The organism is uncultured Devosia sp. (assembly GCF_964244875.1).
GTDB lineage: Bacteria > Pseudomonadota > Alphaproteobacteria > Rhizobiales > Devosiaceae > Devosia.
This window is the reverse complement of sequence record NZ_CAXTKA010000009.1, coordinates 98,729-115,855: the sequence shown is the minus strand read 5'-3', so window position 1 is coordinate 115,855 and position 17,127 is coordinate 98,729. Positions and strand designations below refer to the sequence as shown.

Below are 17,127 nucleotides of genomic sequence, written 5' to 3'. Positions count from 1 at the left end.
GCCAATACATTTCCAGCAGATAGGTGAGGCTGTCCCAGCTCACGGCGGTGTTGGCTCCTCCGAATGGTGTTCGATCACCTTGACAACGATGCGCCGATTGAGGCGCTTGCCGGCGCTGGTGTCGTTATCGGCAATGGGCTGGGAGGCGCCGTAGCCGATGGCATAGAGCCGCTCGGGCGCGACATCGCGGGTGATCAGCGCATCGACCACGGCTTCGGCACGCGCGACCGACAGGGCCAGGTTCAAGGCGTCATCGCCGTCGGCGTCGGTGTGACCTTCGATATCGACATCGGCCTGGGGACAGAGGGCGAGATAGCGGGCCAGTTCATCGAGCGCCGGCTCGGATTCCGCGGCAATGATCGCGGCGCCCGATTGGAACAGGATGGCATTGCGCGCCGAAAAAGCCGCGATGTCGGCGCGACAGGCGTCAAGCGGCGGCGGAGCCGGTGGTTCTGCGGCAGCTGGCGGCTCTGGTGTGGATGGCGGATCGGTGGCGGGCGGCGGTTCGGGTGCAGGTGGGGGCTCGGGTGCGGGCAGCGGTTCGATGGGCGGTGGCGACGCAACGGGCGGTACGGCAGGTTGGGCGGCGGCGATGTCGAGGGTCCATTGGGCGAGATTGACGGCGGCGCCGAGCGTCGCGAGGACGGCGTCGCGGGTGGCAGGTGATGAGGCCTGGCCGGTCAGGGTCCAGGTCTTGCCATCGAAGCCGGCTTCGGCGGTGTCGAGCGCCAGGACGGCATCGAGGGCGGCGCGGGCCTGCCCGACAAAGCCCTTGGGGGCGCCGGGTGCGACAACAGTGGTATCGGTGACGGTGCCGCCGGCACGGATGGCGAGGAATTTCTGCATGCCTTGCGTGGGGACGTGGCCCGAAAGCGTGACGGCGCCATTGGCATCGCGCGCGGCCGACCAAGTGTAGGGCGAGACCGTTGCGACGACTGGCGGCGTGGCGGTGACATTGAGGGACCAGCCGGATGCCGCCAGTTGGCGGGTGACGAATTCGGCGTCGACGGCGTCCTTGTCGGTGGCGGTGGCGGCATTGCCGGCGATGGACCAGGCGGTGCCGTCAAAGGTCGCGGTGCCGGTTTGGAGCCATTGCAGCAGTTCGACCGCCTTGGTGGCGGAGCCGAGAAAATCGGGCGGGGCGCCCGAGGCATAGGTTATGGCGCCGGTGGCGGGGCTGCCTTTGGCGGTTGCCAGCGTGGCCTTGGCGGCAGGATCGGGCACGAAGCCTGCAATGGTGATGGCGCCATCATCTGTTTTTGTGGCCGACCAGGTGTAGGGGCTTGCGGAAGCGGCGACGATTTCGCTGCGCGCGAGCACCAGGCCTTGGGGAGCGCCGGACGTGAGCAAGGCTGCGATGGCGTCAAAATCGGCAGTGGAGCGGACGATGCCGGTCAGGGTGACGACGTTGTCGCGCAGGGCGAAGCGGCCTTCGCTCAGATGGTCCAGTATGGAGAGGCCGAAATCCACGGCGGCCTGGTAGCGCTGGGGGGTACCACGGCCGAGCTTGAGGAAATTGATATCGGCATTGTCGCGCTGCCCAAGGGCCTGGCGGGTCGCCTCGTCGGGGGCGTAGCCGTCAAAAACGATGACACCGCCGGGCTGGCGGGTAGCGCTCATCCAATAATCGTCGATACGCGGCGGTTCCAGGGTGACGATGGACCCGGCCTGGGCAAGATCCCGGGTGATGGCCTGGGCGATTTCGGGCGTTGCCGGAGCGCCGGTCAGGGTGTTCCGGTCGCCGATAATGGTAGCAGTGCCGCGCTCCAGGCGGGACAGATTTTCCAGCAGCCGCTTGGCGTTATCGGCAAAAGCTTGTGGTTCACCTGAAGCAAAGGCGAGGCCGGTGGCGATGGGCAGGCCGGAGACATCGGCGGTGCGCAGGCGCTCGACTACTTCGGCATTGGGAACAAAGCCCGACACCGCGATCAGCTTGCCATCGAAGGTCGCCGACCATTGGTAAGGAGAGACAAGTGGTGGAGCGATCGCGGCACTATCGAGACTGATGGCAGGGGGCGTGTCGTTGCGGACAGCCAGGAGCAGGTCGCGAAAATCTTCCTGCGAGCGGGCACGGCCGGACAGGGTGAACCGTAAATCGGCCGCGGCGACCTGGCCATGATCGAAATGGCGCAATTGATCGATGGAGAATAGGACGCCGGCGAGCCAATCGGCTCGGGGCGGCATGCCGGACAGCACTTGCAGACCGTGATCCTGGCCACCGGATTGGGCCAGCAGTTGGTCACGCGTGGCACTATCGGGGACCCCTCCCCGCAGAAAAATCTTGTCGTTATCGATAGTGGCGGTGAACGGATAAGGCGTGGCGAGCGGTGCCAACTGTACGTTGGCGGTGACCGAACGCACACCATGAAGGGCGCGCAGACGGGAGATGGTCGCATCGAGCCGGGGTTGATCGGTGGTGGTGCCGCGCAAAACAAGATCGCGCGCATCGACGGTGAGTTCAGCCCAGTTGTCCCCGGCGCGGGAGAGATCACCGGTGGCGCGCAGCTGGATATCGGACGCCACGTTGGCGCCGGTCATCATTATGGCGAGCGTCGTTCCACCCAGGACCGCAACAAGGCCGGGCGCAACCCACTTCGCAAAGAGCTTGATCATTCCAATTCCAGGCTTTTACCGCAATGGCGGAAAGCTAGAGCATTTCTGGAGCAAACGGGACTGAAAATGGAATGGGTAACCCGCTGTAAGTAAACAGCATTCGGGAACGGCAGGGTCACCAATCAAGGTTTTATCGCCGCGTTGCGCGAATCACGACCATAGTCACGTGCACGAGCTGCACCATGATGACTATCGGCAAAAGAAAAGGCCCGGCGCGAGCCGGGCCTTTCCATGTCAGTAGACTTGACTGGCTTATTCGAAGGACTTCGAAGCCTTGTAGGTTGCGCGATAAGCGCCCTGCGAGGTGAGTTCGCCCTTGATGGAGGTGGAGAAACCACCGCCAGGAGCCCAAGCCAGCTCGGCTGCACCGTAGTAGGTGCCGTCCGTCAGATCGTCATCACCCGTGGCATCGCCACGCGAGTCGTTCCAGAAGGCACCGACTTCGCCGGTGATCTTGATCGTCTCGGTCACGCTGGCAACCAACTGGGCCGCGATCTGGAGCGCGTCTTCTTCGTTGTCGAACCCGCCTGGAACCAGAGGAACGCCGGTCAGATCGTTGTCGCCGTTGAAGTAACGAGCACCAAGATTGATCGCCACACCTTCGGTCACGGTAGCGCCGATGGAGCCACCGATACCATAGCCCTCGTCACGGAGACCGCCGTCGACTTCATCGGTGGCATATTCACCAGTCAGCGCGACGGTGAAGATGTCAAAGGTCGCTGAACCGCTCACCAGTGCATGGAAAGCGTCGCGATCGATATCGACACCCAGCAGATTGTCGGTGTGCGCATAGGCCAGAGCAGCACGGATCTTGAAGGCGTCGAAAGTGCCGGTTGCGCCAGCATGGACGCCCCAGGTTTCAACATTGCCGTCCAGGACGCCACCGGCAAAACCGGTTACGTGGGCGGTTACGCCTTCACCAGCATACTGCAAAACACCAACGAGGGTGCCTGCATATGGGGCCGGGGTACCCTGGGTCGCCGAGCTGGTCTTCTCAGGATTGAGGTTTTCCAGGCCAACACCGGCGCTGACGCCATTGCCAAGATCGGTTACGACCTGAATGACGGTACCGCCGAAGCGCTTGTCGTCGCCGTCAACGAGCACGCCGCCGCCGTCAACGCCGCCTTCGATGAACGAACCAAGGAAGTTGTAGGAGTTGTCGTCGCCCAGATTGGCAACCGAACCGGAAGCGCCAAACTTACGCTTACCAGCCATGATCACGGTGGTATCGCCGATCGCTACATAAGCTTCGTCGAAATATGCAGGACGGACAACGCCATTCTCATCGGTTTCGCCGTCGTCGTCATTGTAGACTTCGTTGCGGTAGCGAGGAATGGTCTTGTACTTGAGGGTGATGGTGGCCTTGGCAGGACCAAAGTCGCTATCGGAAGTCGCAACAGCGGTGATCCAGGCCTCGACCTTGCTCTGCCAATCCAGATCGCCGTCGCCGAAGTCGCCAGCGACGCCCGGGGTGCCGGTGCCGGATTCGATGAAGTCAGGGGTTTCGCCGAAAGGAACGCGGGTGATGACCTGCAGGCCGCCGGCGTTGTTGCGGTAGTCGCCCCAAGCAAATTCGTAGTTCACGCCGCCAGAGATCTGCAGGCAGTTGGTGTCGGACGAGATCGTCAGGCCGGAAAGGCCAAGCGCGTCGCAAACGTCGAGCGACGTCAGCACGCCCAGATCAGCAGCGAAGCCAGCGGTCGAAAGACCGGCAGCAGCAATAGAACCGAGGATAAGGCTCTTGAGTTTCATTATTTGACCTCCAAAGTCAGGCATTCTTGGTGCCGGTTGCCCGGCGGTTTGTCGTAACGCGACCACACTATCGTGGTGCAGTGTGTTGCCGTCGCGTTGCGACCGACAAACGATCCCATGCATGGATTCGCAAGACCTACTCTACGCATGCCCGCTAAGGACGCAATCATGCAAAAGCCCTTTTGGCGCCGCCACAATATGGTTGCAGGATGGTTGTTGCAGATTCAGCACAGGTTTGGAAACGCCTTGTTAACGAGCCTCAATGAAGCGTTAAATTTCGTGTCCACGGAAGGCTTTAGGGGCTAAATGCAGCGGATAGACGCGGGTTTTCGACACGCTGCGCGGGAATTATCCAGTTACCAAATGTGCCTTTCGTCGCCACAATTGCGTCCGGAACGTGGACAGATCGCGGCGGACGAGACATGGCAAGGCGATGAAAAGGAATGGCAATGACGAAGGTTGCAGTGGTTACCGGGGGCAGTTCGGGCATTGGAAAAGCGGCGGCGCTGGGACTGGCTGCCGCGGGATACAGGGTCGCGATCTGCGGACGGCGGAGCGAGGCGCTGGAGGCCGTCGCGGGCGAGATCGATGGTTATTGGGCCAAGTGCGATGTGAGCGATCCGGCTGATGTGGCGCGGTTTTTTGCCGGCGTGAAAGGCAAATTCGACCGGTTGGACGTGGTGTTCAACAATGCCGGACGCTCGACACCGGCGGTTTCCTTCGGCGACCTTGATGTCCAGGCCTGGCGGGAGATGATCGACACCAATCTCAATGGCGCGTTCTATGTGGCGCGCGAAGCATTCCGGGCGATGCGGGACCAGACGCCGCAAGGCGGGCGCATCATCAACAATGGCTCGATCTCGGCGGATGTGCCGCGGCCGGGAGCGGCGGCCTATACCGCTTCCAAGCACGCGATCACCGGCCTGACGCGGTCGATTTCGCTGGATGGACGGGCGTTCAATATCGCCTGCGGGCAGATCGATATCGGCAATGCCGCCACGGACATGACCGACCGGATGACCGGTGGCGTGCTGCAAGCCAATGGCACCATGATGCCCGAGCCGCGGATGGACGTGGCGCATGTGGTGGAGGGACTGGTGTATATGGCGGGGCTGCCGCTGGAAGCCAATGTGCAGTTCATGACGGTGATGGCGACGAAGATGCCGTATATCGGGCGGGGGTAAGGGGCGGTTCGACACGGTGGAACCGTGTCGGTTGGCTCGATGAGTGGACGGTTCCCGCATATGTGAGAATGTCGCCAGGTTTTTAGCTAGCGGCAAAGACCTGGGTGCCGGCGATCCAGGTCGACAGGACGGCGTGATCCGGTGAGAGATGGACGAAGTCGGCAACGGCGCCGGCTCGCAGATGGCCGTGGGTGGCGTCGATGCGCATGGCCTGGGCGGGGTACAGGCTAGCCATGCGAATGGCTTCGTCGAAATCCAAGCCGATAGCACGGTGCATATAGCCAATGGCGTCGATCATGGTGAGATCGGCGCCGGCAAGGGTGCCGTCGGCAAGACGCAGGGCACCGTCGGCGCGGATGATCTGGCGGCCGTTCAGGGTCAGGCTCGTTGCGTCGGTGCCGGTCAGCGACATGGCGTCAGTCACGAGGAAGATGCGGCCGGGGCCGGTTTTGGCGCGAAGCGCAATGGCGATGGCGGCGGGATCGACATGGATGCCGTCGGCGATCAGGCCGGCAAACAGGGCGCCATTGTCCAGCACAGCGCCGACGACGCCGGGCTCGCGATTGCCGAGTTGGCTCATGGCATTGAACAGATGCGTGGCCATGGTGGCGCCGGCAGCGACGGCGGCAGCAAAGGTTTTCATCGTGGCGTCGGAATGGCCGATGCTGACAATCGTCCCGGTGCGCACGATTTCGGCAATCTGGGCGGGCGGCACGGTTTCGGCGGCGACGGTCAGCACAAGATTGGGCAACGCGGCGCGGGCGGCCGCGAGGCGGGCGATATCGGATGGCTCGACGGGGCGGATCAGCGCAGGATCGTGGGCGCCCTTGCGGGCCAGCGACAGGTGCGGGCCTTCCAGATGCAGGCCCAGAAAGCCTGGAACGCGGGCGTCAACGGCGGCTATGCCGGCCGCGATCGCCCGGCCGGTGACGGCGGGGGTATCGGTAATCAGCGTGGGCAGCAGCGCCGTCGTGCCGAAGCGGGCATGGGCGGCGCAGATGGTGCGGATGCCATCAAGGGTGGGACGCTCGTTGAGCAAGGCGCCGCCGCCGCCGTTGACCTGCAGATCGATGAAGCCGGGCACGAGAAAACCGCCGTCGAAATGGACGGTTTGTGCCTCCGGGGGAATGTCGGGCGCGCGGGTGATGGCGGTGACCTGGCCGAATTCGAACAGCAGCGCCGCATCTTCAAACCAATCCTGACCGTCGAAGATGCGGGCGCCGGTGATGGCCGTCAGCGCGCTCATAGGGTTTCGGTGATCTTGTTGAGCATGGGTGGCGCATCGGGATTGAGCCCGCGATGGCGCGCCAGGGCCTCGACGAACCCGTAAAAAGAGACGATCAGCGAGAGCGGATCGGTGAGCGGGTGGCCGGTGGCGGCGAATGGCAGGCGGTGGGCTGGCCCCGGACGGTCCGAGGTGAGGAAAGCCAAGGCGCCCAGCCCGGCCAGCCTGTGGGCCATGTCAGCCACCGAAGGTTCGGCGGCGTCACGGGCGGCAAGGCCAAGGACCGGATAGCCCGGCGTGACGATGGAGACCGGTCCATGCATGACTTCGGCGGCGCTAAAGGATTCTCCCTGAATGCCGCAGGTTTCCTTGAACTTGAGTGCCGCCTCGTTGGCAATGGCCCAGCCGGGGCCGCGCCCGAGCACGTAAAGCGCATTGTGCCCATCGAGGGCGGTGAGCAGTTCGGACCAGTCGCAGGCGACGGCGCGGGCCAGCGAGTCAGGCAGCGCCGCGACCGCGTTGCCGAGCGCCACATCGTCGCTCCATTGGGCGAGCAGCGCCAGGCCGGCGACGATGGAGGTGGCGAATGTCTTGGTGGCGGCAACGCTTTTTTCGAGCCCCGCATGCAGGTCGATGGTGAAATCGGACGCCTCGGCCAGGGGTGAGGCGGCGGTGTTGGTGATGCCGATCAGGGTGGCGCCACTGCGCCGGGCGGATTGCGCCATGCCGACAATGTCGGGGCTCTTGCCCGATTGAGAGATGGCGATAGCGGCGCAGCGATCGAGCTTGAGGTCACGGCCATAGATCGAGGCAATCGAGGGGCCGATGGAAGCGACCGGCAGGCCAAGGGTAAGCTCGATGGCGTATTTGAGATAGGCGCAGGCATGATCGGAGGAGCCGCGGGCGATGGTGAGCACCATTGCAGGATCGCCCTGGCGCAGGCGTGCGGCCGTAGCGGCGATGGTTTCGGCGCTCGCGGTGAGGAAATTGGCGACGACTCCGGGGATCTGCTCGATTTCGTCGCGCATATAAGTTTGGTTGGTCATGGCTGTGGTCATGGCCTGGGGCCTCCGGACATCGAGGGATCGCCGAGGCGCAGTTCGGCGACGAAATCGTAAGTATCGCCGCGATAGATCGAGCGCGTGAACTCGATGGCGCGGCCGGAGGCCAGATAGGACGTGCGCTCGATGTTGAGGCCGGCGGAGCCTTCGGGCACTTCGAGCAGGCGGGCATCATCCTCACCCAGATTGGCGGCGCGAATGCGCTGGATGGCGCGGACGGGCCGGTTGCCGCTTTTGTCGAGATGGCGATAGAGCGAGTCGCGAATGGACAGGGGATCGGGCAGGATTTCGCTGGACAGGCTGGCGCGCTCGATGGCGAGCGGGGTATCGCCGGTAAGGCGCAGGCGGGCGATGCGCGCCACCTGCCCAGACGAGGGGAGCCCCAGAATAAGCATTTCGTCAGGCGACGGCATGTAGAGCCCGCGATCGAGCCAATGGGCGCGCACTTCCATGCCGCGCCGCGCCATGTCCTCGGTAAACGAGGTCAGTTGCGACAGCGATTGCTCGACGCGCTGGGTGCGCGGGGCAACGAAAGTGCCCGAGCCGTGGCGCTGCACCAGAACGCCATCCCGCACCAGTTGCAGCACGGCCTTGCGCACGGTGACGCGCGAGACATCGACCTTGAGGGCCAGGTCGCGCTCGGAGGGCAGCGCATCGCCCGGATTGATCGATCCGGAATGAATGGCATCCTCGATCCAGCGCTTGAGCTGCAGATAAAGCGGGCCGCCCGAGGGCAGGACAACCGCCGAGTCGGCAAGGAAAAGCTCGGACAGATCAGCCAAAATTACCTCCGGCCACGCACCCGCCGTTTGCTGGATTGTTCACGATGGACAACCAAATCTCGTTGAAACCGGTTCGACGGTTAATACCAATAAAATACCATTCGGCAAGGGTAAAGCCGAATTTTGAAGCTTGTGCCATAAGGCAAAGGGTTGGCGCGACGAGCACAGGTTAATTGGCGAAATTGGCGCTACTGGCTCGTCAGATAGGGGCAGAAACGGCCCACTGCTGGACAAGTGGTATTTTTTTGGCATTATCCCGGCAAGGAGACTGCAATGGCCACGACGCAGACTGAAATGACGCATGGCAGCGCCATGGGGTTGGATGAAAAACCCCCGCACGACGCCCTGCGCATTCTGGCCAGGGCGCAGGCCGAAGCGGCCCAAGCAGTGGAAATCGCGGTGCCGGAGATCGCCGCAGCGGCGCAACTGGCGGCGGACAGTATCGCGGGTGGCGGGCGGCTGATTTACGTGGCGGCCGGCAGTTCGGGACTGATGGCGCTGGCGGACGCGCTGGAATTGCCGGGTACCTATGGCATCGGCAAGGAGTGCATCGTGGTGCTGTTCGCGGGAGGCTTGGCGGCGCTGACCGCTATGGAGGGTGCACCGGAAGATGACGAGGACGAGGCGCGCAAGGCTATTGCCGGCGCGGGCGTGGCGCGCGGGGATTGCGTGATCGCGCTGAGCGCAAGCGGGCATACCCCGTTCGCGCTGGCGGCGGTTCAGGCTGCGCATCTGGCTGGGGCCAAGACGATCGGGTTGGCGAACAATCGCGGCGCCGCGCTGCTCGGCATGGTCGACGTGGCGATCTGCTTGCCGACGCCGCCCGAGGTCGTTGCCGGATCGACGCGGATGGGGGCAGGAACGGCACAGAAGATCGCGCTCAATATGCTTTCGACCATGATGGCGATCCATCTGGGCCATGTGCACGATGGCTATATGGTCAATGTGCTGGCGGACAATATCAAGCTGAGGGGACGCGCCCTGCGGATCGTCATGGCGGTCGGCGGCGTGGGCGACGAAGCGGCGGCGCGGGCGCTGGAGGTCGCGGGCGGGCGGGTGAAGGTGGCGATTTTGCTGGCGGCGGGGGCAGAGGATGTCGCGGGCGCAGAGCGGCTGTTGGCTGGGAGCGGCGGGAAGGTGCGGGGGGCGCTGGCGGCACTTGGCAGGCGGTGAGAATCCCCCTCATCCGGCCCGGTGGGCCACCTTCTCGCCGATGGGGAGCAGAACGGAGGCACCGCGTTTTCAGGATTGCTCCCCCGATCGGGGAGAGGGTAGCCGAGCGAAGCGGAGGCCGGGTGAGGGAAATCCTTGTCAGTCCACCCTGCCCCGGGCGGCTACCGACACGCGTTCGACCAGTTGATCGCCGGAAATCAAATTTACTGTGTCGAACAGATTGCTGACCACGCAGGCATGGTTGGGGATGATGCGAAGCTTGTCGCCGATGGCGGGTTTGGTGGAGCAATTGGTGAGATCGATGGTGCCGTGCTCTTCGCTGAGGCTGGTGATGACGGCCTCGGGATAGGTTGGGATGAAGCCGAAACCGACAAGGCCGAGGGTGTCGCTGGTGAGCGATTTGGACCCAGCATCAATGATGGCGCGATTTTCGGTGGGGCGGCTGACCACGGTGGCAAGTACCGTCAGGGCGCAATCGGCGACGCTGCCGACATTTTTGGAGACCTGGAAGCGGTCCAGGTAGATGTAGGTGCCCGGGCGGTGTTCGGTAGCAGCGGTGACCTCGTGGGCGCGCCACAGATCGGGCGTTCCGCCGTTGGAAATGATGCGTGGTGGCAGGCCGGCAGCAATCAGGGCGTCCCGGACGGCGGTGAGCCAGGCGGCGTTGGCCTCGACCCCGCCGGCGGCTGGATAGGTCATGACGCCGTCAAAGACGAGGCCGGGAGCAGTGGCGATCTGTTCGGCAAGGGTAACGGCTTGGGCGGGGGACTGGACACCGCAGCGGCCCATGCCGGTATCGCATTCCACGAGGACCCGCAGCGGCTTTTCGGCCGTAGCGAAGGTGGCCGAAAGGCCAGCCACTATGGTGGCGCTGTCGGCGGTGACGGCAAGGGTCGCGGTGTCATTGAGCACGCGCAGGCGGGCGAGCTTTTCGTCCCCGACGATATTGTAGGGCAAAAAGATATCGGTGATGCCCGCTTGCACCATGATTTCGGCTTCGCCCAGCTTTTGCACGGTGATGCCGACGGCGCCCAGGGCAATGGCGCGATGGGCGAAAATCGGCAGCTTGTGGGTCTTGATATGGGGCCGCAGCGCCAGGCCGTGCTGATCGGCATAGGCCTGGACGCGGGCTAAATTGGTTTCGACGCGATCGATATCGATCAGCACGGCGGGGGTATCGATGGCAGCAAGATCAGTCATTGAGGAGCCCTGAGGACGTCGTTGATAAAGCGAAGATTGCCGGCGGACAGGCCGGCATCGACGGGAAGCACTATGCCGGTAATGCCGGAAGCGGCAGGAGACGACAAGAATACGGCGGCATTAGCAACTTCCAGCGGCAGGACCATGCGTCCGAGAGGATAATGGGGCAAGACATTGTCGAGCAGGTGCGGATTGTCCGCCAGGCGGTGGTCCCAGGCCGGGGTACGGACCGAGCCGGGCGCGATGACGTTGGCCCGCACCCCCTGCCCGCCCCGCTCCACCGCGATAGCCTTGGCATAGGCGATGAGGCCGGCCTTGGCGGCGGAATAAGCTGGATTGCCATAGTGGCTCAGTCCGTTGATCGAGGAAATGAACACGAAATTGCCCGAACCGCGCGCGGCCATGGCGGCCAGGATCGGCGCGGTCATGGCGTAGGCGCCGTTCAGATTGATGGCGACTTCGGAGGCCCAGATGTCGGTATCGAGGTGATCGAGGGTCTCGGCGCGCGTGTAGCCGGCGTTGGCAACGACGATGTCGGGCGCGCCTGTTTGCGCAAGATATGCGGTGATGGCGGCCTGGGTCGCTGTGGCGTCCGCCAGATTGAACAGGAGGCGATGATCGAGATCGAGATCGGCGAGCAATGCCGGGTCGCGGTCGGCGCCGCAAATGGTGGCGCCGGCAGCGCGAAAGGCGGCGACCAGGGCGTGGCCGATGCCCCCGCCGGCACCGCTGATCAGCACGGATTGACCATCGAGGCGAAAGGGCGATGGGCTCATTGCGAGGCCTTGTAGGCGGTGCATTCGATCTCGACCTTGCAGTCGACCATCATGTGGGACTGGATGGCAGCGCGGGCGGGCGGATTGGCGCCGAAATAGGATTTGTAGACGGCGTTGAAGCTCCAGAAATCGCGCGGGTCGTCGAGCCAGACGCCGCAGCGGACGACGTGTTCCAGCCCATAACCGGCCTCTTCGAGAATGGCGACGAGATTGGCGATGGTCTTGTGCGTCTGCTCGACGATGCCGCCGTTGATGATCTCGCCGTTTTCCATCGCGACCTGGCCGGAGACGAACAGAAAACCGCCGGCCTCGACGGCACGGGCGAACGGCAGGTTCTGGCCGCCGGCACCAGATTTTTCAGCGCCGTAACGTTTGATCGACATCGGGCCTCCAGGGCATTCATGAAAGGAAATTTCGTGCCATCGGGTTATATCGCGGTCGGCGCCGCGTTTCTTGTCCAAAATCAAGCTATTTATGTAAATTCCTTACGTGATCGGCCTGGTTTGCCTGTGCTAGCGTGCGATCGCCGAGCCTTCCCTTCCTTTGATTTGCGAGTTGTCCGTTGCGCATTTTTACCGCCGCCCTGGCCACGGAAACCAATACGTTTTCTCCTATCAGTATCGACAAGCGGGCGTTCGAAGCCTCGCTTTATGCGCGGCCGGGGGAGCATCCGGCGACGCCGACCTTGTGCACGGCGCCGATCACGGTGGGGCGGGAGGTTTGCGCGGCGCAGGGGTGGGAGCTGATCGAGGGGACGGCGTGCTGGGCCGATCCGGCCGGGCTGATCAATCGGCAGACCTATGAGGACTTGCGGGACGAAATCCTGGGGCAATTGCGGGCGGCCATGCCGGTGAATGGCGTCGTGCTGGGGCTGCACGGGGCGATGGTGGCGCAGGGCTATGACGATCCGGAGGGTGATTTTCTTACTCTTATCAGGGGGATAGTGGGCCCGGATGTGTTGGTGTGCGCCGAGCTTGACCCGCATTCTCATCTGACGGAGAAGCGGGTAGCGGCGGCGGATTTCTTTGTGGTGTTCAAGGAATTTCCGCATACCGATTTCGTTGACCGGGCGCGCGATTTGTGGGCAATCGCGGTGCGCGCGCTGCGGGGCGAGATCAAACCGGTGATGAGCGTCTTCGACTGCCGGATGATCGACGTGTTTCCCACAAGCAAGCAGCCGATGCGCGGATTCGTTGACAGATTGCTAACGTTGGAAGCCGCAAATCCGCAGATATTGTCCCTTTCGGTCATTCACGGGTTCATGGCGGCAGATGTGCCGGAACTGGGCACGCGGATGCTGGTGGTGACCAATGATCGCGCCGATCTTGGCGACGCGCTGGCCGAACAGCTCGGGCGCGAATTGTTCGCGATGCGCGGCACGTTCATGGTCAAGCAGATCGACGAGGTCGCGGCGGTGGAGCAGGCGATGGTGGCACCGGCCGGACCGGTGGTGATCGCCGATGTGTGGGACAATCCAGGCGGGGGCACGGCGGGGGACGCGACGGTGATCCTGGCGGCGTTGATCGCGCGGGGCGCGCGTGATGTGGCGGTGGGGACCATCTGGGACCCGATCGCGGTGCAGATCTGTTTTGCAGCCGGGGAAGGCGCGGAAATTGCGCTGCGGTTCGGGGCAAAATCGGCGCCGGAGACGGGTGATCCGATCGACAGGCGGGTGGCGGTGCGCAAGCTGGTGGCTGATGCGCAGATGCGGTTTGGGGAAAGCCTTGCCCCGTTCGGGGACGCGGCGTGGGTGAGTTTTGACGGGATCGATGTGATCCTCAATTCAACGCGGGCGCAGAGTTTTGATCCCAGCCTGTTTTCGGCGATGGGGATCGATCCAGAGTCGCGGAAAATCCTGCTGATCAAGTCGACGAACCATTTTTATGACTCGTTCTCAAAGATCGCGAGCGAGATCGTGTATTGCTCGGCGGGGCGGCCGTATCCCAATACGCCGGCGACGACGGATTATCGCAAGGCGCGGCGAACGATCTGGCCGATGGTGGAGGATCCGTGGGGGTAACTTGTGCCACGCCCTCGTGGTTCGAGGCTCGCGAAGGGCTCGCACCTCACCATGAGGGCTACTGAAAAGGCGGGGCGCTCCTACCCATTGTCAAGAACAGGAGCGCCGCGCATTTTATGAGACCTCATGGTGAGGTGCGAGCCTTGAACCACGAGGTCGGTGAGCGCTGGCCCCCTACTCCGCTGCCCAATGGCCATACATGATCGGCATCATGCCCGCAAAAGCCGAGAACCGCGTCCAGGATTTGCGCTCGGGTGCCGTCCAGCCGGCTTCGGCGATGGCGGAGATGCGGGGGAAGACGAGGCGGTCGAAGATGGCGCGGTCGGTCATGGGTTCGGACCAGATGCAGGACTGGACGCCAAGCAGGTGCTTGAGGGCGTCGGGCGTCATGCCGTCGCGGGCTTCGAAAGTGTAGGTTTCCTCGGGGCCCGACCAGCCGGCCCAGCCGGCGCCGGGCTCGGACCAGGATAGACCGTTGGCCATGTCGAGATAGTAGCGCTGGCCGGGGGAGACGACGATGTCATAGCCCTGGGCGGCGAGGGCGGCGTTGATTTCGACGTTGCGCCAGCCGACGAGGTAGCTGTTCGATTTGTCCACGGCCTCGCCATGGGCGGCTTCTTCCCAGCCGCCGGTGATGGCGCCCCTGGATGCGATGATGGCGTGGACGCGCCTGATGAAGTGGGCCTGCAGGATCGCGGTGGGGGAATCCTCGATTTCGTCGGCGCCGCCGTGATTGCCGAGCTGGTTGAGCTGGGCCTCGTGCTTGCTGCGCATTTCGGGGCCGGCGAGCTGTTCCAGGAGGTCGAGCGCCAGGGGCGAGCCTGACCAGGCCGCGAGCGGCACCTCATCGGCGCCGAGGTGGAAGATGTTGCCGGGGAACAGCTCGAGAACCTCGTCGATGACGGTTTCGAGGAAGGTATAGGTCTCCTCCATCGCGGGGTTGAGGCAGTTGTTGGGGAAGCCCTGGACGGACTGGTATTCGCCGACCTCCTTGGGATCGCGCAGGTGCGGCAGCGATTGCAGCAGGGCGTAGCAGTGGCCGGGGATGTCGATTTCGGGGACGACCTGGATGCCGAGGGTTTCGGCCAAAGCGACGATTTCGCGGATCACCGGCTTGGAATAATAGCCGCCGGTTGGGTGGGGGCCGCTGCCGAGCATGGGCGGCAGGGCCTTGCCGTGGCCGCGCCAGGCGCCGATTTCGGTGAGCTGCGGATAGGCGTCGATCTCGAGGCGCCAGCCCTCGTCCTCGCTGAGATGCCAGTGGAAGCGGTTCATCTTGTTCCAGGCGATCAGCTTGAGCAGGCGACTGACTTCGGCGCCGGTATAGAACTGGCGGGCGACATCGAGATGGGTGCCGCGCCAGACCAGGCCCGGCTCGTCGGTGATGGTGCCGCCGGAGGGGAAGACCAGCGTGTGAGGATGTTGCCTGGCGCCGCGCAGGATCTGGCCGGTGGTGATGAGGCCGTAGAGGAAGCCGACGCGGGTGGTGGCGGAGATGGTGACGGCGTCCTCGGCGAAGGCGATGTCGTAGGCCTCGGCGCCGAGACCGGGTTTGGGTTGCAGGACAACCGGCATGCCGCCTTCGGACGCGGGACGAACCAGGGCTTCGACAGGAAACAGGTCATCGACCAGCTTGGCAAATGCGGCGGCGGCCTTGGTGGCGTCATCGCCTTGCGGACGCAGCTCGAGGCCCTGGGGCACGGCGCGGGCACCGGTGACGGAGACGTTTTTCGGCCAGGGAATGATCGAGACCGAGACCGGCGTCTGGGCCGGGACCGGGAAGCGCGCGGCACCCTTGAGCAGGGGGGCGTTGCCGGCGGTGGACCGGGTGGGCGCGGTGATGACGGGCAGGATCGTGCCATCGGCCAGGGTGACATAGGACGCATTGGCGCCGTCGCTCCAGTGGCGCAGGCCATAGGACAGGCCGCGGGCGGTGACGCTCCAGGTTTGGCCGGGCGCCAGGACGTAGCCGGCGGGCGGGGCGAACAGGGCGTGATTGGAGAGGCGTTTTTCGAGCGTGCCGCCCTCGACCTGCGCATGCGGATCGATGCGCGCGGGGCCGCTCAGGCCGAGCTTGAAATTGGCGATCGGGGCGGCGCCGTTATTGGTCAGCTCGATGACATAGGAAAGCGGCTGGGTGTCCGTGGCCGGGGTCCAGATGGTGGCGAGAGAGAGGGTGGGGGTGGTCATGAATGATACTCTTTGTGAACCTGTTGGCACGCCCTCGTGGTTCGAGGCTCGTGAAGAACTCGCACCTCACCATGAGGGCTACTGTACAGGCGGTGCTCCAGTAGGCCTCATGGTGAGGCGGGAGCGTAGCGAGCCTCGAACCACGAGGGCGTGACTGGGTTTCGCATCAGTCCCCCAGCGGCTGGCTGTCGTCGCCATCGCGGTTGACGACGAGTTGGTGCTTGATGCGGCGCATGCTGGCGACGGCGGTGGGGCCGAGGCGGGTGGCAATGGTTTGGGACAGGATGTCGAGCATGGACAAGAAGGCATAGCGGCCGGTGGTGGGCTGGAAGATGTCGGCATTTTCGGCGCGATCGATGGGGAGCAGGATATCGGCCTGGGCGGAGAGGGGAGAACTGGAGCGGGTCATGACGATGCGCGGCAGGCCGTATTCGCCGGCGACGGCCAGGGCCTTGACCAAGGGCAGATTGTTGCCGCTGAGGGAAAAGGCGATGATGGCGGTGCCGGAAGGGGCGCTGGCGGCGCGCATCATCTGGGCCTGATGATCGATGCACGACGCGATCTTGAGCCCGAGGCGGAACAGCCGCGTTTCCATTTCGGTGGCGACCATCGAGGACGAGCCGCCCGAGCCGAAGGAGACGACGAAGCTGGACTTGATGATGGTTTCGGCGGCGCGTTCGATGGCATCGAAATCGAGGTGATCGAAGGTGTCATAGAGCGTGGACTGGATGGTGTTGACGACGCCCTGGGCGATTTCACGCACGCTTTGCGGGCCGCTGGCGGGCACGACATAACGCTGCCCGACAAAGCGGCTTTGGGCCAGGCGGACCTTGAAATCGGCATAGCTGTCGCAGCCGAGCCGGCGGCAGAAGCGGGTCACCGTGGGCGGGGACACCTCGGCCTGGGCAGCGAGATCGACAATGGACATTTTGAGCACGGATTCAATATCTAGCAGGATGATGTCGGTCAGGACGCGCTCGGAGCGCGTGAACTCGCTTTTTTCGGACTGGAGGACACCGACGATGTCGAGCATTTTTGTGATCTCCGCTGGTACATCGTGTTCGGGAGCGGTTGGCGGAGTGGTCACCCGGATCACCTCGCCCCTCAGAGGACGATAGAGCCACAGCACCGTGCCGATACGCACGGACGCT

13 protein-coding genes are annotated in these 17,127 nt (G+C 63.9%); 3 read left to right on the top strand and 10 right to left on the bottom strand.

Annotated elements, in window-relative coordinates:
- Nucleotides 1–39 precede the first annotated feature (39 nt).
- Both ACFE8X_RS12075 and ACFE8X_RS12070 read right to left on the bottom strand, forming a co-directional pair.
- Complete coding sequence (locus tag ACFE8X_RS12075) at nucleotides 40–2,613, bottom strand: OmpA family protein (RefSeq protein ID WP_375451725.1); 2,574 nt, start codon at nucleotides 2,611–2,613, stop codon at nucleotides 40–42.
- 252 nt (nucleotides 2,614–2,865) lie between these two features.
- Nucleotides 2,866–4,365 (bottom strand): hypothetical protein, encoded by a 1,500-nt coding sequence (locus ACFE8X_RS12070; protein ID WP_375451724.1) that lies wholly within the window; start codon nucleotides 4,363–4,365, stop codon nucleotides 2,866–2,868.
- A gap of 449 nt (nucleotides 4,366–4,814) precedes the next feature.
- Here ACFE8X_RS12070 and ACFE8X_RS12065 point away from each other — a divergent pair, with 449 nt between their 5' ends.
- Nucleotides 4,815–5,549 carry an SDR family oxidoreductase gene (locus tag ACFE8X_RS12065; RefSeq protein ID WP_375451723.1) on the top strand — a complete coding sequence of 245 codons (735 nt, stop codon included), beginning with the start codon at nucleotides 4,815–4,817 and terminating at the stop codon, nucleotides 5,547–5,549.
- A gap of 82 nt (nucleotides 5,550–5,631) precedes the next feature.
- Here ACFE8X_RS12065 and nagA read toward each other — a convergent pair whose 3' ends face one another.
- The 3 genes from nagA to ACFE8X_RS12050 are packed head-to-tail and all read right to left on the bottom strand — an operon-like array spanning nucleotide 5,632 to nucleotide 8,617.
- Nucleotides 5,632–6,795 carry an N-acetylglucosamine-6-phosphate deacetylase gene (gene nagA, locus ACFE8X_RS12060; protein ID WP_375451722.1) on the bottom strand — a complete coding sequence of 388 codons (1,164 nt, stop codon included), beginning with the start codon at nucleotides 6,793–6,795 and terminating at the stop codon, nucleotides 5,632–5,634.
- Nucleotides 6,792–7,820 (bottom strand): SIS domain-containing protein, encoded by a 1,029-nt coding sequence (locus ACFE8X_RS12055; RefSeq protein WP_375451721.1) that lies wholly within the window; start codon nucleotides 7,818–7,820, stop codon nucleotides 6,792–6,794. The genes nagA and ACFE8X_RS12055 overlap by 4 nt, the downstream gene beginning before the upstream one ends.
- A gap of 8 nt (nucleotides 7,821–7,828) precedes the next feature.
- On the bottom strand, nucleotides 7,829–8,617 hold the full coding sequence (locus ACFE8X_RS12050; RefSeq protein ID WP_375451720.1) for a GntR family transcriptional regulator: 789 nt from the start codon (nucleotides 8,615–8,617) through the stop codon (nucleotides 7,829–7,831).
- A 273-nt stretch (nucleotides 8,618–8,890) separates the two neighbouring features.
- Here ACFE8X_RS12050 and ACFE8X_RS12045 point away from each other — a divergent pair, with 273 nt between their 5' ends.
- Complete coding sequence (locus tag ACFE8X_RS12045; protein WP_375451719.1) at nucleotides 8,891–9,790, top strand: N-acetylmuramic acid 6-phosphate etherase; 900 nt, start codon at nucleotides 8,891–8,893, stop codon at nucleotides 9,788–9,790.
- Between the two features lie 138 nt (nucleotides 9,791–9,928).
- Here ACFE8X_RS12045 and ACFE8X_RS12040 read toward each other — a convergent pair whose 3' ends face one another.
- Genes ACFE8X_RS12040 through ACFE8X_RS12030 form a run of 3 tightly spaced genes read right to left on the bottom strand, consistent with a single transcriptional unit; the run spans nucleotide 9,929 to nucleotide 12,149 of the window.
- Nucleotides 9,929–10,990: a D-TA family PLP-dependent enzyme gene (locus tag ACFE8X_RS12040; RefSeq protein ID WP_375451718.1), complete on the bottom strand. Its 1,062-nt coding sequence runs from the start codon at nucleotides 10,988–10,990 to the stop codon at nucleotides 9,929–9,931.
- Nucleotides 10,987–11,766: an SDR family oxidoreductase gene (locus ACFE8X_RS12035; protein WP_375451717.1), complete on the bottom strand. Its 780-nt coding sequence runs from the start codon at nucleotides 11,764–11,766 to the stop codon at nucleotides 10,987–10,989. The genes ACFE8X_RS12040 and ACFE8X_RS12035 overlap by 4 nt, the downstream gene beginning before the upstream one ends.
- A complete protein-coding gene (locus ACFE8X_RS12030; protein WP_375451716.1) occupies nucleotides 11,763–12,149 on the bottom strand; it encodes a RidA family protein in 387 nt (128 codons plus the stop codon). The genes ACFE8X_RS12035 and ACFE8X_RS12030 overlap by 4 nt, the downstream gene beginning before the upstream one ends.
- Nucleotides 12,150–12,328: 179 nt before the next feature.
- Here ACFE8X_RS12030 and ACFE8X_RS12025 point away from each other — a divergent pair, with 179 nt between their 5' ends.
- Nucleotides 12,329–13,786 (top strand): M81 family metallopeptidase, encoded by a 1,458-nt coding sequence (locus ACFE8X_RS12025; protein WP_375451715.1) that lies wholly within the window; start codon nucleotides 12,329–12,331, stop codon nucleotides 13,784–13,786.
- 174 nt (nucleotides 13,787–13,960) lie between these two features.
- Here ACFE8X_RS12025 and ACFE8X_RS12020 read toward each other — a convergent pair whose 3' ends face one another.
- Together ACFE8X_RS12020 and ACFE8X_RS12015 are read right to left on the bottom strand one after the other, a co-directional pair.
- A complete protein-coding gene (locus ACFE8X_RS12020) occupies nucleotides 13,961–15,976 on the bottom strand; it encodes a beta-N-acetylhexosaminidase (protein ID WP_375451714.1) in 2,016 nt (671 codons plus the stop codon).
- A gap of 166 nt (nucleotides 15,977–16,142) precedes the next feature.
- Complete coding sequence (locus ACFE8X_RS12015) at nucleotides 16,143–17,009, bottom strand: MurR/RpiR family transcriptional regulator (protein WP_375451713.1); 867 nt, start codon at nucleotides 17,007–17,009, stop codon at nucleotides 16,143–16,145.
- Nucleotides 17,010–17,127: the final 118 nt, after the last annotated feature.